Source organism: Selenomonas sp. oral taxon 136 (genome assembly GCF_001554015.1).
In the GTDB taxonomy this organism is placed as follows: domain Bacteria; phylum Bacillota; class Negativicutes; order Selenomonadales; family Selenomonadaceae; genus Centipeda; species Centipeda felix.
The window spans coordinates 1,993,809-2,016,571 of the sequence record NZ_CP014239.1 but is presented as its reverse complement, the minus strand read 5'-3'; the positions used below and the strand labels follow the sequence as shown (position 1 = coordinate 2,016,571).

The following is a 22,763-nucleotide window of genomic DNA, read 5'->3' as shown; positions in this document are numbered from 1 at the left end:
CCTACGTCAAATGGCATAGGATAAGGTCTTTTTTAGCGCCGCCAGGGCGTACGCTGATCGTAGTCCCGCTTGATCTGCTTCACCGCGCGATCGTGACGCCGCTGCTCTTCCTTCATCGCACGATCATACTTCTCCTGATCGCCGTCCCGACGGAACTCAAAGCGGATCTTGCGCACGTTCTGCTCATGGACACGATCCTCTTCCTTCATGCGGAAGCTATATTCATTTGTCGCTCCGTCGATGTAATCGAGCGACTGAACTGTCGGCGCGGCCTCTGCACTTGGTACTGCCGCAATACCGAGTCCCAGGGCAAGAGCCAGCACTCCGGCGACATACTTCTTGTTCTTCATACGTTGCTCCTTTCTTACTATTGCACTGCCTATACAGTAACATAGCCGCGTTAAGAACGCTTTAGGAAATCACTGATAAAATGAAGTCCGTCAGATCGGCGTAGATTTTTCGTCCGAACGAGGTGGAAAACCGGACGCAGAGTGGTGCTCTGTGGAGGATTTTTTGCCGAAGTGCGGGCGAAAAAGATGCGTCAAGATGGCATGGCTAAATTTATCGGGGATTCCTTAGATGCCAACAAAAAACCGCACCCGAAGGTGCGGTCATGCGATCCGTTTACTCCGCCGTAAACGGAAGAAGCGCAATATTACGCGCGCGCTTGATGGCAAGCGTCACCTGACGCTGATGCTTTGCGCAGTTGCCGGAAATGCGACGCGGCAGGATCTTGCCACGCTCCGTCGTAAAGCGACGCAGCTTTGCGGCATCCTTATAGTCGATATGGTCTACCTTGTCCACGCAGAACGAGCAGACCTTGCGACGAGGCTTGCGGCCCCGATCTCGTTTCATCATGTTCGCTGTCCCTCCTCATTTCAGGATATTTCGATCATCTTCATGCTCAGAATGGAATGTCGTCATCGGGAATGACGGGTCCCATCATATCCGGTGCAGCTCCGCCGCCCGCAGCGGGTGCGGCAGAACGCGGCGCAGATGCGTCATAGCCGCCCTGCGAGCTGCCGGCATTCTTGGAATCAAGGAACTCCACATTGTCTGCCACCACATCCGTCGCATACTTGCGCTGTCCGTCGCTGCCGTCGTAGCTGCGCACCTGGATGCGCCCCTCGACGCCGATACGGCGTCCCTTGGTGAGATTGTTGCCGCAGATCTCGGCGAGTTTCTCCCAGCATGTCACGGGGATGAAATCAGCCGTCTGCTGGCCTTCCTGCTGTGTTGCACGCGAGAAGCGGCGGTCAACCGCCACCGTAAAACGGCAAAATGCTTTGCCGCTCTGTGTGTAGCGAATCTCAGGGTCGCGCGCAAGGCGACCGATCAGTATGACTCTGTTCATGGGTTTCTCTCTCCTGAATGAATCCCGTCACGCATACAGAACGTACGGATGACTCCGTACGCCCCTTACTCCTCGATGCCGTCTGCGCGGACGATCATGTGCTTGAGCAGATCGTCGGTGATCTTCATCACACGGTCGCACTCAGCAACACAGGCAGGCTCTGCATTGACGTACAGCAGAACGTAGTATCCTTCGGTCATGTCCTTGATCTCATAGGCGAGACGCTTCTTGCCCCAGCGGTCTTCCTTCTCGATCTTACCGCCGTTTGCCTGAATGAGCTTTGTGAACTTCTCGATGACGGCGTTTGTCGCATCTTCCTCCATCGGCTTCACAATAAATATGACTTCGTACAATCTCACGAAATCACCTCCTCTTTGGTCTATGGCCGCCGTTTTGCAGCGGCAGAGTTATTCTTCTGCGAGCGCGCACGAAATACGCACTCACGCGACAAGAGATAGTATACCATGTTTTTATGCAGTCCGCAAGTACTCGATGCGCATTATTGTAAAGGAATCCAATCAACAGAAAGAGGACCGCTTCGAACGCATTATTTCAAAACAGTCCTCTTTCAATCTCACTGATCCTTCTTCAGCACGTCTTCCAGCGTATGCCATGCCAGCACCGCGCACTTGACGCGCGCGGGCATGTTGGAGATGTTCTTGAGCGCGATTGCCTCATCGAGCTCCTCCAATGCGGCATCGTCTGTCACCTCGCGTTTGATCATCGACGTGAAGAGTTGGGCGAGGCGCTGTGCCTCCTCCACGGTCTTACCGCGCATGAGGTCGATCATGATGTCCGTGCTCGCCTGTGAGATAGCGCAGCCGACTCCAGTAAATGCGGCATCCTTGATGATGCCGTTCTCAATCTGGAGTTCGAGTGTGATCTCATCGCCGCAGCTCGGATTATGTCCGCGCTCACGCACGGTCGCCGCTGCGAGCTCGCCCTTGTTCTCGGGCGAGCGGCTGTGCTCGCCGATGACCTCTGTATAGAGATCGCCGAGAGCTGCGTTTTCAGTCGGCATAGCCGAGCACCCCCCGTACCTTTTTCAGCGCCGCGATAAACTGATCTATGTCCTCATGCGTATTGTAGAGGTAGAAACTCGCGCGGCAGGTAGCGTTCTGTCCGAGATAGCGCATGAGCGGCTGCGCACAGTGGTGTCCCGCGCGAATCGCAACGCCGTAGCTGTCAAGAATCGTCGATACATCATGCGGATGGACATCCTTGACGTTGAATGTGATGATGCCCGTCTTATTTCCACGGGTCGAATCGCATCCATAGAGCTCCACAAAGGGCAGTTCCCGCAGCTGCGGCAGTGCATAGCTGAGAAGATCGCGCTCAATCGCCTCGATGCGGTCAAAGCCGATCTTGTCCAGATAGTCGATCGCCGCAATCAGTCCTGATGCACCGCTGACGTTCTGCGTCCCCGCCTCGAACTTTGCCGGCAATTCGGCAAACGTCGTCTCCTGCTCGCCGACATAGTCGATCATGTCCCCGCCAAAGAGGAACGGCGGCATCGCATCGAGTATATCGTACTTTCCATAAAGGACGCCGATACCCATCGGGGAAAGCATCTTATGCCCCGAGAACGCAAAGAAATCCGCATCCATCGCCTGCACATCCACCTTGATGTGCGGTACGCTCTGCGAGCCGTCGACAACGACGACCGCACCGACCGCATGAGCACGGTCGGCAACGGCGCGCACATCGTTGACGAGACCGAGCACGTTGGATACCTGCGTCACTGCAACGATCTTCGTTCGCTCCGTAATCTTTTCTGCAATATCTGCCTCAGAGAGATTTCCGTCCTCGCCCAGATAGATATACTTCAGCACAGCACCGCGTGACTTTGCTACGAACTGCCACGGAACGATATTGCTGTGATGCTCCGAGATCGTAATGACGATCTCATCCCCCTCACGAACGTTCGCAAGGCCATAGCTGTACGCTACGAGGTTCAGTGCCTCCGTCGCATTCTTTGTGAATACGACCTCCTCCGGACGCGCCGCACCGATGAACTGCTGCGTGCGCACGCGTGCCCGTTCATAGATATCCGTCGCCTTGACCGAGAGCTCATACGCACCGCGATGCGGGTTCGCATTACAGTACGTACAGTAGTCAGCGACTGCACGGATGACCGTCTCCGGTTTCTGTGTCGTTGCGCCATTGTCAAGATAAACAATGGGACGGCCGTTCATCTTCGTCTGCAGGATGGGAAAATCCCGCAGATACTCATTCACCTTGCGTTCCACCCAACAGTCTCCTCTCCAAATAGTCTCCAATCTCCGTACGCAGTTTCTCATCCGTGATGCGCTCCAGCACGGGGGCAAAGGATGCCTCGACGATGAGCTGCTGTGCCGCGCGCTCGTCGGGCCCCCTGCTCATCAGATAAAACAGCTTGTCAGCATCCATCCGCCCGATGCTGACGGCATGGTGTCCGTCTACATCTCCCTCATGGGAAAGCATCAGCGGGACACTGCGGTTCCGTGCATGTGGGGAAAGAATCGTTACTTCCTCATCTTCCTTGCCGACCGAACCGCGCGCGCCTTGGATAAAGTCAAGCGTTCCGCGAAAGTTCTTGACACAGTGCCCGAGAAGCGCGCCGCGCACCTGCATATTGGCATCCGTGTGCTGCCCCTCCTGACGGATGATATAGTTGAGATCAATTTTGCGCTCATCATCACCGAAATAGAGCCCCCATACATCCGTACACGCCTGATCGCCTACGAGTGTCACCTGCAGTTCCGAGGCGGTATGCTGTGCGCCCGCCTCGACGAGGGTACAGGAAAAGCGGCCTCCCTTTCCCACCGCCGCATGGATCCGGCTAGCGGCAGGCGCATCTGTCGGAGCCAGCTGGATATAGGTCAGCGACAGCTCTGCACCGTCGGCAACCGTTACCTCAATCTCCTGTGCACCGCTTTCACGCAGCTCCACCACATGATGCACGCATTCTCCTGCCGCTGCGGAGAGCTGTATTGGTGCAGCAGGCAGTGTGAGCCCATCGGGCACAGGCAGGTCGTTGACCCCCAGCCAACGCCATGTCGGCATAGGGATGCGGCTGAATCCATTGGCTGCTGCCATCATCCCATCGCCCCTTCCAATTCAATATTGACCAGATTATTCATCTCAACCGCATACTCAAGCGGGAGTTCCTTCGCAATCGGCTCAACGAATCCGCGCACGATCATCGCGCGCGCCTCCTCCTCGTCGATGCCGCGGCTCATCAGATAGAAGATCGCCTCATCACTGATGCGTCCGATCTTTGCCTCATGTCCGATGTCCACCGTATCGCAGGCAACATCCATCACGGGAAGCGTGTCACTCCGTGACGCGGAGTCGAGCATCAGCGACTCACAGTTGACGGAGCACTTTGCCCCGACAGCACGCGGTGTCACCTTGACCCCACTGCGATAGATCGCGGCACCGCCCGACTTTGAGATCGAGCGCGTGCTGATATTTGCTGACGTATTGGGCGCATCGAGGATGACCGTCGCTCCCGTATCGAGTTCCTGCCCCTTCGAGGCAAAGGTGATCCCCGTGAACTCACAGGTCGCATTCTCCCCCTGCAGGATACTCGTCGGATAGAGCATCGAGACGTGTGAGCCGAACGAGCCGGAGACCCACTCCACGGCACCGTTCTTCTCCACCTTCACGCGCTTCGTATTGAGATTCATCATGTTGCGCGACCAGTTTTCGATCGTCGAGTAGCGCAGACGCGCCCCCTCCTTGACGAACAGCTCGACACAGCCCGCATGGAGATTCGTCACATTGTACTTTGGCGCAGAACATCCCTCGATGAAATGCAGGCTGGCGCCCTTCTCCACGATGATGAGCGTATGTTCAAACTGCCCTGCCCCTGCTGCATTGAGACGGAAATAGGACTGCAGCGGAATGTCCACCTTAATGCCCTCGGGCACGTAGACGAAAGAGCCGCCCGACCAGACCGCACCGTGCAGTGCAGCAAATTTATGCGCCTTCGGCGGTACGAGTGTCATGAAGTACTGCTGAACAATATCGCCGTACTCCTGCAGTGCCGTCTCCATATCCGTGTAGACGACCCCCTGCTTTACGAGCGACTCCTGAATCGAGTGATAGACCACCTCAGAGTCGTACTGTGCTCCGACGCCCGCGAGCGAGGACTTCTCTGCCGCGGGAATCCCCAGACGGTCAAACGTATCCTTGATATCCTCAGGAACCTCATTCCAGTCGCCGACCATCTTCGCATCGGGGCGAACATAAGTCACGATCTCATCCATGTTCAGCGCCGACAGATCCGGCCCCCATGCCGGCATCGGTGTTTCATGGTAGACCTTGAGTGATTTCAGGCGAAAATCAAGCATCCATGCGGGATCGTGCTTGCGTGCAGAAATATCGCGGATGATCTCCTCCGTCAGTCCCGACGCAGACTTATACGCAGAGCGATCCTCGTTCGTGATATCGTAGATTGTGCGCTCAATATCGTCGATCTGGGTTTTCTTCTTTGGTACAAAATCCCCCATTCCTGCTCACCCCACTCTATCGTGCTCTGCAAGAATATGGGCAAAGCCTTCCGCATTGATCTGTTCCACGAGCTCTGCGCCGCCCTCACGAATGATCTCGCCTTTGGCAAGCACATGGACAAAATCCACCTTCAGCTTATCGAGGATGCGTGCGTTATGCGTGATAATCAGACAGGCATTCTCAGCTGTATGGAACTTTGCAACGCCCTCAGAGACGATCTGCACCGCATCGACATCGAGCCCGGAGTCCGTCTCATCGAGGAGGGCCAATTTCGGCTGGAGCATGAGCAGCTGCAGGACTTCGCTGCGCTTTTTCTCCCCGCCGGAGAAGCCGACGTTCAGATAACGCTGTGCATAGCTCGGATCAATCTTCAGCTCTGCCATCATCGCATTCAGTTCCTTGCGGAAGGCGAGCAGCTTCTCCTTCTTACCTGTAGCCATCTGGCGCGCCGTACGGATCATATTCTCGACCGTGATCCCCGGAATCTCCTCCGGTGTCTGGAAGGCGAGAAAAAGCCCGTCACGTGCACGCTCATAGGACGGCTGCTCCGAAATATCCTTCCCATCAAAGACAATACGCCCATGCGTCATCTCATACTTTGGGTGCCCCATCATCACGTTCATCAACGTAGACTTGCCTGACCCATTCGGGCCAAGAATAACATGAACCTCCCCTTTACGTACCGTGAGGTTGACACCCTTTAGAATCTCCTTGCCCTCAACACCGGCATGAAGATCGGTGATCTGCAGCAATGTATCTGACATAATAAAAACTCCCTTAGGTTTACATCTGTATTGAATCCTTACAAAAATACTCGGGATTAACATTTCACATTGTAGGTGCTTTCATATAAAAAGTCAATAACTTCCAGTACGAACGATAAACAAAGCCTATAATTGAGATTGTCTTTCATTGATAAAATAAGAAAAAGCTGCTGTACGCAGACCATATTGTCATCGTACAACAGCTTCATGTTTTTGCGGCAACTACCTACTCTCCCACGTCGTCTCCAACGAAGTACCCTCGGCCTTTGAACGCTTAACTACTGTGTTCGGAATGGGAACAGGTGGAACCGTTCAGGCATCATCACCGCATCTTCTTGAGTGTTGTCCACTCAAAACTTCACAGAAGAAACTGTAAGCAAATTGTTAGGCTTGTAAGTCAAGCCCTCGACCGATTAGTGCTGGTCAGCTCCACACATTGCTGTGCTTCCACACCCAGCCTATCTACCTCGTCTTCTTCAAGGGGTCTTACTTCCTTATAGGAATGAGATACTTCATCTCGGGACAGGCTTCACGCTTAGATGCTTTCAGCGTTTATCCCTTCCGGACGCAGCTACCCGGCCGTGCCCTTGGCAGGACAACCGGTACACCGTTGGTCCGTCCACTCCGGTCCTCTCGTACTAGGAGCAGCCTCCCTCATGTATCTTGCGCCCGCGATGGATATGGACCGAACTGTCTCACGACGTTCTGAACCCAGCTCACGTACCACTTTAATGGGCGAACAGCCCAACCCTTGGGACCTGCTTCAGCCCCAGGATGTGATGAGCCGACATCGAGGTGCCAAACCTCCCCGTCGATATGGACTCTTGGGAGAGATTAGCCTGTTATCCCCAGGGTAGCTTTTATCCGTTGAGCGATGGCAATTCCACTCTCTTTCCACCGGATCACTAAGCCCTACTTTCGTACCTGCTCGACCCGTCAGTCTCGCAGTCAAGCTCCCTTCTGCCTTTATGCTCTTCGCGCGATTTCTGTCCGCGCTGAGGGAACCTTTGGACGCCTCCGTTGCTCTTTCGGAGGCGACCGCCCCAGTCAAACTGCCCGCCTGGTACTGTCCTATACACTGTTAATGTACTAGTTAGATCCTTAGCATATAAAGGCCGGTATCCCAACGGTGACTCCATCACATCTAGCGATATGACTTCCCAGTCTCCCGGCTATCCTGTACGTTATATGCCAAAGACCAATGCCAAGCTGCAGTAAAGCTCCATGGGGTCTTTCTGTCCAGTCGCGGGTAACCTGCATCTTCACAGGTATTTCAATTTCACCGGGTCCCTCGTTGAGACAGTGCCCAAATCGTTACGCCTTTCGTGCGGGTCGGAACTTACCCGACAAGGAATTTCGCTACCTTAGGACCGTTATAGTTACGGCCGCCGTTTACAGGGGCTTCAGTTCGCTGCTTCATCTCAAGGACTAACAACTCTCCTTAACCTTCCTGCACCGGGCAGGCGTCAGCACCTATACTTCAGCTTGCGCTTTCGCAGGCACCTGTGTTTGTGGTAAACAGTCGCTTGGGCCTCTTTTCTGCCGCCACCAACAGCTCCAACAGTAAATGTCTTCACCATCAGCGGCCATCCTTTTCCCGAAGTTACGGATGCATTTTGCCGAGTTCCTTAACGAGGGTTTTCCCGCGCACCTTAGGATTCTCTCCCCGCCTACCTGTGTCGGTTTTGGTACGGGCAGACGTCTTCTCGTTAGAAGCTTTTCTTGGCAGTGTAGTGCAGCTGAATTCAGATTGACCGTAGTCTTTCCTATCTATCGGTTCTCGGCCTTATAGTATGGGGATTTGCCTCCATACAACCCTACCGCCTTCGACACGCACATCCAATCGCGTGCTCAGCTTCCTTCCTGCGTCACTCCATCCTCAAACGAAGACGCCCGGTACTGGAATTTTCGCCAGTTGTCCATCGCCTATGCTTTTCGCCTCGGCTTAGGTCCCGACTTACCCCGGGACGACGAGCGTTGCCCGGGATTCCTTAGGCTTTCGGTGGACAGGATTCTCACCTGTCGTTTCGCTACTCATACCGGCATTCTCACTTCTTATCCGTCCAGCAGTCCTTCCGGTCTGCCTTCGTCCAGATAAGAACGCTCCCCTACCCAGTGTGTACCTTAGTACACCCTGCCGCGGCTTCGGTTCTGTGCTTGAGCCCCGGATATTTTCGGCGCAGGGCCTCTCGACCAGTGAGCTATTACGCACTCTTTTAATGGTGGCTGCTTCTGAGCCAACATCCTGGTTGTTTTCGAAGTCCTACATCCTTCTCCACTTAGCACAGCATTTGGGACCTTAGCCGGCGGTCTGGGCTGTTTCCCTCTTGAATACGGGTCTTATCACTCGCATTCTGACTCCCAGACTGCCCATATGAGCCATTCGTAGTTTGACTGGGGTCGGTAGGCTTTACGCCCCCTTGCCCGATCAGTGCTCTACCGTCTCTATGGTTATTCGCCTGAGGCTAGCCCTAAAGCTATTTCGGGGAGAACCAGCTATCTCCACGTTCGATTGGCATTTCACCCCTATGCACACCTCATCCCAACGTTTTTCAACACGCACGGGTTCGGTCCTCCACTCATTTTTACCTGAGCTTCAACCTGGACATGCATAGATCACTGTGGTTTCGGGTCTAATCCATGCTACTTGCGCCCTCTTAAGACTCGCTTTCGCTTCGGCTCCGCGTCTCCCGCTTAACCTCGCAGCATAAATTAACTCGCCGGTTCATTCTTCAATAGGCACGCCGTCGCACATGTAAAGTGCTCCGACTGTTTGTAGACATACGGTTTCAGGTTCTCTTGCACTCCCCTCCCGGGGTTCTTTTCACCTTTCCCTCACGGTACTTTTCGCTATCGGTCGCTTCGATGTATTTAGCCTTGGATGGTGGTCCACCCTGCTTCCCACCGGGTTCCTCGTGCCCTGTGGTACTCTGGATCCCTGCCCGCCTTTCACTCTTTCGTGTACGAGGGTCTCACTCTCTTTGCCGCACCTTCCCAGATGCTTCCACTAAAGTTTATGTCTTGTTGCAGGTCCGCAACCCCCAAGAACCGAAGTCCTCAGGTTTGGGCTCTTCCCGTTTCGCTCGCCGCTACTCAGGGAATCTCGGTGCTCCACTCATGAATACTCTGGCGCATATGCTTGTCTGATTCTCCATCTGCTTTGTCATCGTCGCTTGCCATAGCCACCGCTATGACGCACTCCTCTTCCTCGCATCTGGATGAATCATCCTGCGCATCTGCAATCCAGCTTATTCATGAGCGGAACACAGTTGATTTCTTTTCCTCCGACTACTTAGATGTTTCAGTTCATCGGGTGTTTTCTCCCTACCTCGAAGGTAGGGTGACAAGACGTTACTCTTGCCGGGTTGCCCCATTCGGAAATCTGCGGGTCATAGCTTACTTGCAGCTCGCCGCAGCTTATCGCAGCTTATCGCGTCCTTCTTCGTTTCGAAACGCCTAGGCATCCGCCGTATGCCCTTATAAACTTGACTTACGTCTTACGACTTTTGTCATCAGTTTAAAGGTATTTTCGCTTTATCCTAATTTGCTTGGGAAAATCTATTCTGTTACTTTCTGCCTTGCGGCAGAAGACCTCAGTGAGGAAAACTTCATGCATGAGTACATGAAATCTCCCTTTTAGATTTTCTTGTTTCTTCTGTGCAGTTTTCAGGGAACAATAAGGTCACAACTACGCAATCTCTTGCGTTCGATGTGCCCTCAAAACTAGACAATGCAAAACATAAGCTCAGATGTACCGACCTAAGATTCATGAGCTTTGCGCTCAGTCTTATCCTTAGAAAGGAGGTGATCCAGCCGCACCTTCCGATACGGCTACCTTGTTACGACTTCACCCCAGTCACCTTCCCCACCTTAGACGGCTGCGCCGGCTTCGGGTGTGAATGACTTCCGTGGTGTGACGGGCGGTGTGTACAAGACCCGGGAACGTATTCACCGCAGTATGCTGACCTGCGATTACTAGCGATTCCGACTTCATGCAGGCGGGTTGCAGCCTGCAATCCGAACTGGGAAACGGTTTTTGAGGTTCGCTTGCCCTCGCGGGTTCGCTGCTCTCTGTCCGTTCCATTGTAGTACGTGTGTAGCCCAGGCCATAAGGGGCATGATGACTTGACGTCATCCCCGCCTTCCTCCGCGTTCTCCGCGGCAGTCTCCTTTGAGTGCCCAGCTTTACCTGATGGCAACAAAGAACAGGGGTTGCGCTCGTTGCGGGACTTAACCCAACATCTCACGACACGAGCTGACGACAGCCATGCACCACCTGTTTTCCTGTCTCCGAAGAGAGGGAGTTATCTCTAACTCTTTCAGTCAATGTCAAGGCCTGGTAAGGTTCTTCGCGTTGCTTCGAATTAAACCACATACTCCACCGCTTGTGCGGGTCCCCGTCAATTCCTTTGAGTTTCAGCCTTGCGGCCGTACTCCCCAGGCGGGATACTTATTGCGTTAACTCCGGCACGGTAGGGGTCGATACCTCCCACACCTAGTATCCATCGTTTACGGCCAGGACTACCGGGGTATCTAATCCCGTTCGCTCCCCTGGCTTTCGAGCCTCAGCGTCAGTTGCAGTCCAGAAAGCCGCCTTCGCCACTGGTGTTCTTCCCAATATCTACGCATTTCACCGCTACACTGGGAATTCCGCTTTCCTCTCCTGTACTCAAGACCGATAGTTTCTCTCCCATCACGGGGTTGAGCCCCGCACTTTTAAGTAAGACTTACCGGCCCGCCTGCGCTCCCTTTACGCCCAATGATTCCGGACAACGCTCGCCACCTACGTATTACCGCGGCTGCTGGCACGTAGTTAGCCGTGGCTTCCTCGACAGGTACCGTCATTACAAAGTGCTATTCGCACCCCGCACGTTCGTCCCCGTCAACAGAGCTTTACGATCCGAAGACCTTCTTCACTCACGCGGCGTTGCTCCGTCAGGCTTGCGCCCATTGCGGAAGATTCCCCACTGCTGCCTCCCGTAGGAGTCTGGGCCGTGTCTCAGTCCCAATGTGGCCGTTCATCCTCTCAGACCGGCTACTGATCGTCGCCTTGGTGAGCTGTTACCTCACCAACCAGCTAATCAGACGCAGACCCATCAACAGGTGATAGCATAAAAAGAGGCCATCTTTCATCAGAGAAGGATGCCCTCCTCTGACTTCATTCGGTATTAGCATTCCTTTCGGAATGTTGTCCCCATCCTGTCGGCAGGTTGTCTACGTGTTACTCACCCGTTTGCCACTAAATTAAAAAATTACCATTCAACCCTTCGACTTGGTGTTGCACTTGTTGAACGCGTGGTGCCCGCTCCGCGGTCACGACGCTTGGCTCCCATCTCATCGGAGAGCTCAATGATAATTTTTTAATTTCGTTCGACTTGCATGTGTTAAGCACGCCGCCAGCGTTCGTCCTGAGCCAGGATCAAACTCTCCATAAAAGACCGTAGTCTATCTGAGAGCCTGTTGGCTCAAAATGTCATTCTTGTAAAAGAATTGTTGTTTCGTTGACCGAAGGTGTTTCCACCTTCACAACGATGTTGCATCTGGCTGTTAGAGTTGAAGGAATCGCTGATAAAATGAAGTCTGTCAGATTGGTGCAGAATTTTTGTCCTGACAAGGAAACAAACCGGACGCATAGCAAAAGCTATGTGGAGGATTTGTTGACACAGGCAGGGCGAAAAGGATGCACCAAGATGGCAGTGCTGAATTTATCAGTGCTTCCTTAATCTAACTTGTTTTGCATTGTGTAGTTTTCAGGGTACATCCTGCGCCGCTCTAGTGCTGGGGCTTGCTTGCGCTCGCCCGCCGCTCTCATCGGCGCGACTGTCATAATATAACACACGTCACAACTCCCGTCAACCCCTCTTTTTCGTTTTTTCGCTTTTCGTCAAAAAAGATATGTCTACACTTTTACACACTTATTCAGCCCAACGGATATCGCGAACGTGATGAGGACCGTCGGCAGTGTGTATCCAATGGGCAAATCAACATCCATAAGCATCCGATAGATGAGGAATCCAACCAACCACGCGAACATGTTTCGCCAATCACACGCCTTGTTCTGAGCATCCGTTTTCAGAACGAAGAACGCTCCGAGCAGAACAGCAACCATGGGGGCAAAAACAGATCCAATCATATACAAAAGACCAGTAATGTCATCCATAGGAAAGAGAATTGCCGCCACTGTTCCAATTGTCGCCGCAAATACGGCCATCTTCTTCCCTTTTCCCTCACCGTCTTGTCCCATAGCTGTCCGCACAGCTTCCGCAGAAATCCCGGCGGAGAAGGCATCCAAGAATGCTGTGGTGACCGTGGAAAACACAATAATAAGGAGTCCCACCGTGCCAAGCCCTGCGCGAAGCATGATCTGGGCGATGTCACCGGTTCCCGCCAAAATTGCCGCGCCCATGCCAATCAAAAACATCCAGCTGCTTACGAGGCCGTATACAAGCGTGCTGACAAGAGCTGCCCTGACCGGCTCTTCGGTGTCCTTTGTGTAATCGCCGACCACAGGCAGCCACGAAAGCGGCATGGAAACCGACAGTTCCAGTGCGGCTCCAAAGGAAATCATCTCGGACGAGAAAGGTGCTGTACCGGTCTCCTCCATAATAACAATGCACATGATTACCGTCAGGATGAAGAGTGCCGTCATCGTGATGGTATTCATCCGGCCAAAATTTCTGACTCCCACGACAATCCACAGTACAATCAGTGCGCCAATCACCACGCACCAGCCCCAGTTTCCTATCGGCCAGATGGCCGTGGCGGACAAAGCTCCGTCATAAATCATAATGCCTGTCCAGCCAACGAGCTGCAACACGTTCAGCATCGCAAAAAATGCGCCGCCATAGCGGCCATAGGCCATCTTCACCGCTTCCATAGCGCTTTTTCCACTTCTGGCACTGACCAGCCCAGTCAGGAAAAATAGGACACCACCAATGAGATGCCCCAGCACAATGGCCGTCATGCCTGCTTCCCATCCAAGTGGCGCCAGATACGTTCCTGTCAAAATTTCCGCAATAGAGACGCCCGCACCGAACCAGAGCAAGCCATGTCCAAACAAATTGCTCCTTTTTGCTTTCTCATTCATCCTTTACATCCCCTCTGCAAACCTGCCTTGCAAGTCAAATGCGTGATTCATGGGGCCAGAGCCCCTTCCGAGGTCAAGCATAGCTGCCAAGGCTCCGGAAACATATTCCTTTGCCCTGCCTACAGATTCATGCAAGTCAAAGCCCTTGGCGAGGTTTGCGGCAATCGCGCTGGATAGTGTGCAGCCCGTACCGTGCGTGTTGTGTGTGTCGATTCTTTTTCCCTGAAACCACGTAACCGTCCCTCGCTCATAAAGGAGGTCGTTGGCATCATTGTGACTGTGCCCTCCCTTTACGAGAACACTGCAGCCAAAGGTCTTTGCTATGGATGCGGCAGCCTCACGCATATCCGCTTCCGTTGTGATCGCAAGTCCGCTAAGAACCTCTGCCTCCGGAATGTTCGGTGTAATCACCTCGGCAAGCGGAATCAAAAGATCCGTCAATGTCTCCACCGCCTTCTCCTCAATCAGTCTTGCCCCGCTGGTGGCAACCATGACCGGATCCAGCACGATGTGCTCCGCCGCATAACGGGTTAGGCGATCTGCGATGATGCGGATCAGCGCTCCGTCGGATACCATGCCGATTTTCACCGCATCCGGCCGAATATCCGAAAAAACGGCATCCAGCTCCTGCCCCAGAAACTCCGGGGAAACATTCAAAATACTGCTCACACCGCATGTGTTCTGGGCGGTGAGTGCTGTCACGGCACTCATGCCAAACACACCATTCATCGTCATTGTTTTGAGGTCGGCCTGAATGCCGGCTCCCCCACTGGAATCACTTCCAGCGATGGTCAGTACAGTTTTCATCCCGTTTTCCTCCCTATCTTCCCTTTGCTTCTTTTACCTTGTGCAGCAGGCGCTGCGCTGCAAGGCGGATATCCTCCTTGGCAAAGATCGCTGAAATAACGGCGACGCCCGCAATACCACTGCCGGCAAGCTGCATGACGTTTTCATCGTTGATGCCGCCGATTGCGACAACGGGAACTGCTGTCGCTGAACATATTTCTTTCAGCGTTTCATAGTGAACAGCCTCGGCATCCTCCTTGGAGTTGGTAGGAAATACAGCCCCCACCCCCAAGTAATCGGCAGCGCACCCAGCGGCAATCCGCGCCTCCTTTACCGTCTGTACCGAGACGCCGAGAATTTTGTCCTTCCCTATGCGTTGTCTGGCTGCACCTGCCTCCATATCGCTCTGTCCCACGTGGACGCCATCGGCGCCGATTGCCATGGCCAGCTCCACATCATCATCAATCACAAATGGTACACGATAACGCCGGCAAAGCAAGCGAAGCGCCCGTGCTTCTTCCAGCAAGGAAGCGCGCGGCATTGTCCCTGCGCTTTTCTCACGCAGCTGAAGGAATGTCGCACCTCCTTGCAGCGCACGTTCTGCCGCATCATACAGTCTTCCCCCATGCAGCCAGCGACGATCGGTCACCGCGTACAGGAGAAGGTCTTCTTTCCTCACAAGCATTTCATTCATCTTCTTTCCTGTCGCCCCCGCTCGTTTCGCATGGAGCCTTCGTCTGCACTCGCTGCCGTATCATCGGATTTCGATCCTTTCTCCTTGATTCATACGCTCCGCTGTTATATGATAGAGCGCGTCGATGATCCGATTCCGATATGTGGCGTTTCCATCACCGTCTGTCATATACTCCATCGCAATCTCGCCGGCGAGTCCCATTGCAGCAACAGCGGCAGCCGCAGCCGCTAAGGCATGGCCGGGGTTTGCCGCCAAAAAGGCAGTCATCACGCCGGAGAGCTGACAACCCGTTCCCGTAATGCTGCTCATTTCTTTGCGCCCATTGCGGATGACATAGCATGCCTCTGCATCAGCGACCAAATCAATGGCACCGGTAATGGCGATAACACTTCCGCATGATTGCGCACACATCTTTGCAAACGCAATCATATCTACAAGATTCGCTTCAGTAACCGCATCCGCAGCATCTGCGTCCACTCCCTTTGTCGTCGTGCTGCCAAGACATAGTGCCTTGATCTCCGATATGTTGCCGCGAATTGCCGTAAAGTGCAGCTCCTCTATAAGGGCAGCCGCCGTCTCAGTGCGCAGCTTCGATGCGCCTGCGCCTACCGGATCCAAAAGCAGCGTATGACCCAGCTCCATGGCGCGTTTTCCGGCCAGATGCATCGCGCGGATGGACTGCTTGTGCAGTGTGCCGATATTGATGTTCAGCCCGTCACAAATTCGTGTGATATCGGCGGCTTCCTCCGGCTCATCCGACATGATGGGGCTTGCACCAACCGCCAGAATGGCATTCGCCACATCATTTGCGGTCACATAGTTGGTGATGTTATGCACGAGCGGTGCATTCTCTCTTACGTTGTCCAAATAGCTTTCCAGCATGACTGCTTCCTCCTGCTGCATCATTTTCCCAACCCGTTCCGTCCGAATCACACACAAGCCGCCTCATGCAACTTGCCTGCACAAAAAGAGCGCCACCCAAAATGAAATGGATGACGCTCGAATGCGCTTAAAAGTAAAGGCCTATTTCCCTACGTTGGCATTATCCAAATCAGGTTATGGGTCAGGATCGAATCCACTCTCAGCCTTTCGGCTCCCCTTGTATTTTTATTATAGTTCTTCTCCTATGAGGTGTCAACCTAGGAAATCATTGTTCTATGCCTCATAGACGAAATTCAATTCACTGCGCTCCGCGAGGAGCGGCGCGGCGGCGTCCTTCTCCGAAAGGACGGTCGGTGTGAGCGGCCATGCAATACCGATCGTGGGATCGTCCCATCGAATGTTGCCATCACAGTCCGGTGCATAGAGATTATCTGCCTTATACTGCACCTCCACATCGTCGGTCAGCGTGATAAAGCCATGGGCAAAGCCGCGCGGAATGAAGAGCTGCCGATAGTTCTCCGCAGAGAGTTCTGCTCCTACCCACTGCGCATAGGTCGGCGAATTGCGGCGGATGTCAACGGCAACGTCGAAGATCGCACCGCGCGAGGCGCGCAGGAGTTTCGCTTGTGCCATGGGGTTCAGCTGATAGTGCAGGCCGCGCAGCGTCCCCTTCTGTGCCGAAAAGGAGTGATTGTCCTGTACGAATGCGGCGTGAATCCCCGCATCCTCCATTTTTTTTTCCGACCAGCTCTCCATAAACCAGCCGCGTGCGTCGCCAAACACCTGCGGCTCTATGATCATAACCCCGGGCAGTGCTGTTTCAATGACATTCATGCTATCCCCTACATTTCATCCACGATGCGTTTCAGATACACGCCGTATTCGTTCTTTGCCAGCGGTTCTGCAAGGCGGAGCACCTGCTCGGCATCGATATAGCCCATGCGGTAGGCGATCTCCTCGATGCAGGCGATCTTCAGTCCCTGCCGCGCCTGGATGGTCTGGACAAAGGCCGCTGCCGACAGGAGAGACTCATGAGTACCCGTATCCAGCCATGCATAACCGCGCCGCAGCCGCTCCACACGGAGTTTCTTTGCCGTAAGATAGGCGATATTCACATCGGTGATCTCGAGTTCCCCGCGTGCCGACGGGCGTACTGCGCGCGCAATGTCGACAATGTCATGGTCATAGAAGTAAAGTCCTGTCACAGCGTAGTTGGACTTCGGCTGCTTTGGTTTTTCCTCAAGTGAGAGTGCGCTGCCGTCCGCATCAAAGGAGACGACGCCGTACCGCTCGGGATCGGACACGTAGTAGGCAAACACGGTCGCCCCCGTGTCGTGCTGTACCACCTGCTGCAGCACCTGCGCAAAATCCGAGCCGTAGAAGATATTGTCCCCCAGCACGAGCGCACATCCTTCGCCGCCGATAAAGTCTGCACCGATGAGAAATGCCTGTGCCAGTCCGTCGGGACTCGGCTGTACAGCATACGAGATGGCAATACCGAGCTGACTTCCGTCACCGAGGAGGCTCTGATAGAGCTCACTGTCGCTCGGCGTCGTGATGATGAGGATGTCCCGTATGCCCGCAAGCATGAGCGTGCTCAACGGATAGTAGATCATCGGCTTGTCGTAGATTGGCATGAGCTGCTTCGATACGACCTTCGTCAGCGGATAAAGGCGCGTCCCTGAGCCGCCTGCCAGGATAATTCCCTTTTTGATCATTCCGTCACCTCTTCAAAAAGATTCATGATGCTCTAATTCGACAATGCAGGCAGATTTCCTTCATAAAAAATAAGGCACGCAGAAAGCGAATCCTTCTGCATGCCTTTGATCAATGATACGAGATTTACCCCGCAAACATTTCCATAATATGCGCAACGAGAATGCCGAACGGTGTACCAATCACGTAGCCCATCAGCGCCATGAGGATGCCGACGGGAACCAGTGAGCCCGAGTAGGTGCCGGCAAGTACAGGCGCGGATGCCGTCCCGCCGATATTGGCGAGTGAAGCCACGCACGCCGTGAACATATCGAGGTGGAAAAGCCGTGCGAGGAAGAACATGAGGACAAAGTGAACACCGAGGATGATGAACCCCGTCAAAATCCAGTACGGTGCATCGCCCAGTTCCAGCAGGGAGGCGCGCGATGCGAGGAGGGCAATCACGGAGTAGAGGAGTACATTCGAGATCTCCGCCGAGCCCGCCACGCGTCCGAGCGGCGAGACAGCGCCGATCAGACCGAGCACCGTGATAAAGAGAATCGTCCACGTTGCCTTGTCAAAGAACGGTACGGCTGCATTGAGCGTCTTTCCGACGTTCGCACCGAGTGCCGAGACAACGAGAGCGACGCCGAGCAGGAGGATGATGCTCTGGAATGTGATCTTCCCCGTGTTCAGCTTGGCATCCTCCTCAAGGCTGCGCGAGACAGCATCGAGCTGTGTTGTATCTGCCTTGTTCCACACGTTGAATCGCGCGGCGAGCGTAATGAGCCAGAGCAGGAACATAACCCAGATGGAGTAGTCGATGGAGTCCACCACGAGGGCATAGCCCATATCCGCCTCTGACACGCCGAGCGCCGCCTGCACGGCGACCATATTGCCCGAGCCGCCAAGCCATGAGCCGCAGAGCGCGCCGAGTGCCATCCACGAGTCGACGCCGATCAGCCCCTTCATCACCAGATAGGCGACGACGAAGCCGATCATGATCGTGAGTGACGCGGAGAAAAAGCCAAGCAACATCCGTGGGCCAAGCTTCAGTACCTTGCGGATGTCGCAGCGCAGCAGCATGGTAAAGACCATCGCGTACGTCAGCGAGTTCTTCAGTGCGCCGTAGGCGGGCTTTGTCGCCGCCATATCCCATGTACCGAACGTGCAGAGCAGCATAGAAATGAGGTAGACGAGGACGACAGCGGGAAGATAGCGGAACAGTGCCCAGCCGGTTCCCTTCTCAAGCGTTACCAGCCCGCCTGCGAGGAGGATGAGCACAGCAACATAGGTGAATCCATCCGTAATCATGACAATACACTCCTTCGATGATATATAATTCCTTGAAGAATTATAGTCTCGATTATATAATAAACCAATAAAGAGATACAATGGACTTCTTTCCTATAGCGCTCTCTTTTATGAAAGAATTCTGTATACAAAAGGAGGATTCCCATGAAAATTACGAACGTCGAACTGGGCATGCTTTCTGTCCCCCTGCGTGTTCCGTTCAAAACAGCACGCCGCCGCGTGGACAGCGTCGAGGATGTCATCGTTCTCATCCGTACCGATACGGGTGCAACAGGCTATGGCGAGGCACCGCCGACGGGCGTCGTGACGGGTGACACGACGGGCGGCATCATCGACGCGATCCGCACGCACCTTGCCCCGCTGCTGATCGGACGGGACGTGAACGAGTTCGAGGATCTCATCCGTAATGTGCAGACCGCACTCATCCACAATACCTCGGCAAAGGCCGCTGTCGATATGGCGCTCTACGATCTCTACGGGCAGCTCTGGAACATCCCCGTACACAAACTGCTCGGCGGAGCAAGGGACGGCATCGTGACCGACATCACGATCAGCGTCAATGCGCCCGAGGAGATGGCGCGCGACGCACGCGATGCCATCCGTCGCGGCTACGACACGCTCAAGATCAAGGTAGGAATTGATCCCTCGCTCGATGTCGCCCGTCTCGTCGCCGTCCGCGACGCGGTCGGCAAAGACGTGCGCATCCGCATTGACGCCAATCAGGCATGGCGTCCGCGCGAGGCCGTCCGCATCCTCGCCCAGATGGCAGAGAAGGGGCTCGATATCGAGCTGGTGGAGCAGCCTGTCGCTGCCGCCGACATTGACGGACTCGCCTACGTCACGAGAGAGAGCGACGTTCCCGTCCTCGCCGACGAGGCTGTCTTCTCCCCCGCTGATGCGCTGCGCATCATGCAGCTCCACGCCGCTGACATGGTCAACATCAAGCTGATGAAATGCGGCGGACTCTACCCCGCCCAGCAGATCATCGCTGCCGCAGAGATCTACGGCATGGAGTGTATGCTCGGCTGTATGCTCGAGGCAAAGATCTCCGTCAATGCCGCTGTGGCACTCGCCTGCGCAAAAAAAATTGTCACGCGCATCGACCTCGACGGTCCCGTGCTCTGCCGCGAGGATCCGATTGAGGGCGGTGCACAGTTCAACGAGAAGGACATCACTGCCTCCACCGCACCGGGGCTTGGCATCAAGGGTGTGGCCGGACTGAAGATGCTGTAAGGAGATCGCATGAGTACATCGACCAACTTCGCCGTCGGCGAACCGTTCCCCCTGCCCATCCGCGCCGAAGCAGACGGCGGTATGTTTCAAGCGGATAAAAACGGGATGATGTTTCTGCTGCAGCTCTCGCGCACGGACGCCATTGCTGTGGAGGCATTTCGCACGGGCGAGATCGAGCTGGCGCTCACCGAGGCGGACGGCATACTCTTTTTCCTCTATCGTATCGGCGGCATCTTCAAGGACGGCTGGGGCGACGCACCGCTCTCCCTTGCCCTCGTCAAAGAGGAACTGATGCCGGACGAGGAGAGTCTCGCCGATCCGACCATCCATCTCTATCTCATCGATACGAAGCTCAAGCTGCTCCTCGCACAGCGGACGGCGCGTGTGCCCGAAGCGTTCGCGGACATCATCCGACAAAACGTACGCGCACAAAAAAGTGCACCGCTCTCGATGCTTGCCTTCCAAAAGAAAGTCGCTGCCGTATGGGCGAAGAAGTCCCCCGCGGATCTTCGTGCCGCAGCATCGGCGTCGCATACGCTGCCAATGACACTGGGCGGTACTGTTCACTAGAGAATCGCTGATAGATACTCTTTTCATTCGTTCGTGGGACTGCTCTATCCATAGCTAAAAAATCCCCCTTTTGCCGCAGATAATACGGCAAAAGGAGGATTTTTTGTTATCATTTCAAAAGCTCTGCAACGATGCGGGCGACCAGCGGCGTTCGCGAAAATGGCGTGATGATGTAGTAACCGTCAATATACGGCTCAATATCATGTGCAATCTCCAGCGAAAGCCTGACGGCGAGTTCCTCCGCCGCCTCCCGATCGAGCCCGTGGTATGCATTGATGATGCGTTCCTCGACGTGGATGCCCGCAATCTCGCTTTCCATAAACCGTGCGTTGCGCTCGCTGACCACGGGCATCAGTCCGCCCATAATCAGGGCGTCTCCCAGCTCCTCACGCGCCGTGCGCAGGTTCTCCTTCGCGCGTTCGCTCAGCACGGGCTGGGTAAAGAATCCCGTCATCCCCGCTTCCAGCTTTTTCTTGGCAAGTCCAATCTGCGAGGGAAAATGTTTCGCATTGATGTTGAGTGCACCGAACACATGAAACGGCAGAACGTCGCCATGCTCACCGAGGCTCTTGATGAATGCGGACAACTTGCGCGAGTTGAACTGATAGACACTCTTTACCTCATCGCGTTCCGCCGTTGGAATCGGGTCGCCGGTAATGGCAATCATATTGTGAATGCCCTCTGCGCTGAGCCCGAGAAGGATGGACTTGATCGCGTTGAGGTTGCGGTCGCGGCAGGTCATGTGCGGAATCGGCTCGATCCCGAGCTCACGATGGACACGCGCCGCAAGCATCGCCGCATCCATACGCGCCCGCGCGACGGGGTTATCCGCAATCGTAATGGCATCGACGCCCGCCTCGCGCAGCTCACGCGCCCCACGGAGAAATTTCTCCGCGTGACCGGTCTCAGGTGGGTCAAGCTCTACAGCAATGACTTTCCTGCCATCCCGCAGGGCGGCGAAAAAGGGGCTCTCCGCCTGTATGACAGGCTCCTGCTCAGCGGCTGCCTGCACATCAGCGGTCACTGTGCCCTGCGTTCCGAGAGCCGTGCACAGGGCGCGGATATGCACCGGCGTCGTGCCGCAGCAGCCGCCGAGGATGGAGACACCGTCCTGCACGAGTGCCGCCAGTGTCTCAGCAAAATACTCCGGTGCACTCTCATAGAAGGTGCGCCCATCGACGACCATCGGATGTCCCGCGTTCGGCATCAGCGCGAGCGGCAGCGACACCGACTTGAGATGATGCAGCAATTCCTTCATCTGACGTACGCCGTTCACACAGTTGAAGCCGACAGCATCAACCTGTCCGCTCTCTGCCACGGCGCGGACGAGATCCTCCGCAAAGAAGCCGTCGCGCGTATAGCCCCCCGGAAGTGCCGTAAAGGAAATCTGCACAAAGGCATGAGGGCATGCCGCCTTGATATAGGCGGCCGTCTCCGTCAATCCCTCAGCCGAGGAATTCGTCTCAAAGAGGAAATGCGTGGCGCCGCAGGAAAGGAATGTATCCGCCAGAAAGCGATACTCTGCAGCAATGTCGCGCGGCGGCAGTCCGATCACCGGACCGATGTCAGCAAAGACGTATGCGCCAAATGGCTCTGCCGCGCGAGCGGCGAGCGCCCAGCCGGCACGGATGATCTGCGCAACGAGTTCGTCATCGCCTTGGTAGACAATGCGGTTTGCAGCAAATGTATTCGTCTTGATCGCCTGCGCGCCGGCGTGCAGGTACTCTGCATGAATTCCTGCAACCACGTCGGGTGATTGGAGGTTGGCAAGCTCTACGCCCTTGCCGCGCGTATTGGTTTTCTGTGCGTAGTACGTGCCCATACCGCCGTCAAAGACGAGCGGCTCATGCTTTAGATGTTCGCGTATATCCGCCATCCTGTCCCTCC

At 54.9% G+C, this 22,763-nt stretch carries 19 protein-coding genes, 3 rRNA genes and 1 riboswitch; of the genes, 2 read left to right on the top strand and 20 right to left on the bottom strand.

The window, feature by feature from the left end; translation table 11 throughout:
* Positions 1-32: 32 nt before the first annotated feature.
* The 19 genes from AXE86_RS09635 to AXE86_RS09545 form a co-directional block, all read right to left on the bottom strand.
* On the bottom strand, positions 33-350 hold the full coding sequence (locus AXE86_RS09635; RefSeq protein ID WP_061946561.1) for a hypothetical protein: 318 nt from the start codon (positions 348-350) through the stop codon (positions 33-35).
* 274 nt (positions 351-624) lie between these two features.
* Positions 625-858: a 30S ribosomal protein S18 gene (rpsR, locus tag AXE86_RS09630; RefSeq protein WP_006306231.1), complete on the bottom strand. Its 234-nt coding sequence runs from the start codon at positions 856-858 to the stop codon at positions 625-627.
* A 46-nt stretch (positions 859-904) separates the two neighbouring features.
* Positions 905-1,354: a single-stranded DNA-binding protein gene (locus AXE86_RS09625; RefSeq protein ID WP_061946559.1), complete on the bottom strand. Its 450-nt coding sequence runs from the start codon at positions 1,352-1,354 to the stop codon at positions 905-907.
* A gap of 65 nt (positions 1,355-1,419) precedes the next feature.
* Positions 1,420-1,713: a 30S ribosomal protein S6 gene (gene rpsF, locus AXE86_RS09620; RefSeq protein ID WP_050341109.1), complete on the bottom strand. Its 294-nt coding sequence runs from the start codon at positions 1,711-1,713 to the stop codon at positions 1,420-1,422.
* A gap of 215 nt (positions 1,714-1,928) precedes the next feature.
* Complete coding sequence (gene sufU / locus AXE86_RS09615; protein ID WP_061946556.1) at positions 1,929-2,375, bottom strand: Fe-S cluster assembly sulfur transfer protein SufU; 447 nt, start codon at positions 2,373-2,375, stop codon at positions 1,929-1,931.
* Positions 2,365-3,603, bottom strand: a complete 1,239-nt coding sequence (locus AXE86_RS09610) for a cysteine desulfurase (RefSeq protein ID WP_061946554.1) — start codon at positions 3,601-3,603, stop codon at positions 2,365-2,367. Before AXE86_RS09610 ends, sufU begins: the two co-directional genes overlap by 11 nt.
* A complete protein-coding gene (locus AXE86_RS09605; protein ID WP_061946552.1) occupies positions 3,584-4,435 on the bottom strand; it encodes a SufD family Fe-S cluster assembly protein in 852 nt (283 codons plus the stop codon). The genes AXE86_RS09610 and AXE86_RS09605 overlap by 20 nt, the downstream gene beginning before the upstream one ends.
* On the bottom strand, positions 4,432-5,850 hold the full coding sequence (sufB, locus tag AXE86_RS09600) for a Fe-S cluster assembly protein SufB (RefSeq protein ID WP_061946550.1): 1,419 nt from the start codon (positions 5,848-5,850) through the stop codon (positions 4,432-4,434). Before sufB ends, AXE86_RS09605 begins: the two co-directional genes overlap by 4 nt.
* 6 nt (positions 5,851-5,856) lie before the next feature.
* Positions 5,857-6,615 (bottom strand): Fe-S cluster assembly ATPase SufC, encoded by a 759-nt coding sequence (gene sufC, locus AXE86_RS09595; RefSeq protein WP_061946548.1) that lies wholly within the window; start codon positions 6,613-6,615, stop codon positions 5,857-5,859.
* 213 nt (positions 6,616-6,828) lie between these two features.
* Positions 6,829-6,945, bottom strand: a 5S ribosomal RNA gene (rrf, locus tag AXE86_RS09590).
* Between the two features lie 63 nt (positions 6,946-7,008).
* Positions 7,009-10,106 (bottom strand): 23S ribosomal RNA (locus AXE86_RS09585).
* A gap of 306 nt (positions 10,107-10,412) precedes the next feature.
* A 16S ribosomal RNA gene (locus AXE86_RS09580) occupies positions 10,413-12,050 on the bottom strand.
* The 16S, 23S and 5S rRNA genes sit together here, the layout of an rRNA operon.
* A 464-nt stretch (positions 12,051-12,514) precedes the next feature.
* Positions 12,515-13,702 (bottom strand): putative hydroxymethylpyrimidine transporter CytX, encoded by a 1,188-nt coding sequence (cytX, locus tag AXE86_RS09575; RefSeq protein WP_009754198.1) that lies wholly within the window; start codon positions 13,700-13,702, stop codon positions 12,515-12,517.
* Positions 13,703-13,705: 3 nt separating this feature from the next.
* Positions 13,706-14,509 carry a bifunctional hydroxymethylpyrimidine kinase/phosphomethylpyrimidine kinase gene (gene thiD, locus AXE86_RS09570; protein ID WP_061946546.1) on the bottom strand — a complete coding sequence of 268 codons (804 nt, stop codon included), beginning with the start codon at positions 14,507-14,509 and terminating at the stop codon, positions 13,706-13,708.
* Between the two features lie 13 nt (positions 14,510-14,522).
* Complete coding sequence (gene thiE, locus AXE86_RS09565; protein WP_198145260.1) at positions 14,523-15,182, bottom strand: thiamine phosphate synthase; 660 nt, start codon at positions 15,180-15,182, stop codon at positions 14,523-14,525.
* Positions 15,183-15,242: 60 nt separating this feature from the next.
* Positions 15,243-16,064 carry a hydroxyethylthiazole kinase gene (gene thiM, locus AXE86_RS09560; RefSeq protein WP_061946544.1) on the bottom strand — a complete coding sequence of 274 codons (822 nt, stop codon included), beginning with the start codon at positions 16,062-16,064 and terminating at the stop codon, positions 15,243-15,245.
* 129 nt (positions 16,065-16,193) lie between these two features.
* A riboswitch (TPP riboswitch) is annotated at positions 16,194-16,292 on the bottom strand.
* A gap of 45 nt (positions 16,293-16,337) precedes the next feature.
* A complete protein-coding gene (gene rfbC, locus AXE86_RS09555) occupies positions 16,338-16,898 on the bottom strand; it encodes a dTDP-4-dehydrorhamnose 3,5-epimerase (protein ID WP_061946542.1) in 561 nt (186 codons plus the stop codon).
* Between the two features lie 8 nt (positions 16,899-16,906).
* Positions 16,907-17,782 carry a glucose-1-phosphate thymidylyltransferase RfbA gene (gene rfbA, locus AXE86_RS09550; protein WP_061946540.1) on the bottom strand — a complete coding sequence of 292 codons (876 nt, stop codon included), beginning with the start codon at positions 17,780-17,782 and terminating at the stop codon, positions 16,907-16,909.
* 124 nt (positions 17,783-17,906) lie between these two features.
* The gene (locus tag AXE86_RS09545; RefSeq protein ID WP_061946537.1) at positions 17,907-19,073 is read right to left on the bottom strand and encodes a DUF819 family protein; all 1,167 of its coding nucleotides are present in this window, start codon (positions 19,071-19,073) and stop codon (positions 17,907-17,909) included.
* Positions 19,074-19,217: 144 nt separating this feature from the next.
* Between AXE86_RS09545 and AXE86_RS09540 the strand changes: the two genes are divergently transcribed.
* Both AXE86_RS09540 and AXE86_RS09535 read left to right on the top strand, forming a co-directional pair.
* Entirely contained in the window at positions 19,218-20,306 is a 1,089-nt protein-coding gene (locus AXE86_RS09540) for a dipeptide epimerase (protein WP_050341130.1), read from the top strand.
* A gap of 9 nt (positions 20,307-20,315) precedes the next feature.
* A complete protein-coding gene (locus tag AXE86_RS09535) occupies positions 20,316-20,876 on the top strand; it encodes a hypothetical protein (protein WP_061946535.1) in 561 nt (186 codons plus the stop codon).
* Between the two features lie 109 nt (positions 20,877-20,985).
* Here AXE86_RS09535 and AXE86_RS09530 read toward each other — a convergent pair whose 3' ends face one another.
* Entirely contained in the window at positions 20,986-22,752 is a 1,767-nt protein-coding gene (locus tag AXE86_RS09530; protein ID WP_061946533.1) for a bifunctional homocysteine S-methyltransferase/methylenetetrahydrofolate reductase, read from the bottom strand.
* Between the last annotated feature and the right edge of the window lie 11 nt (positions 22,753-22,763).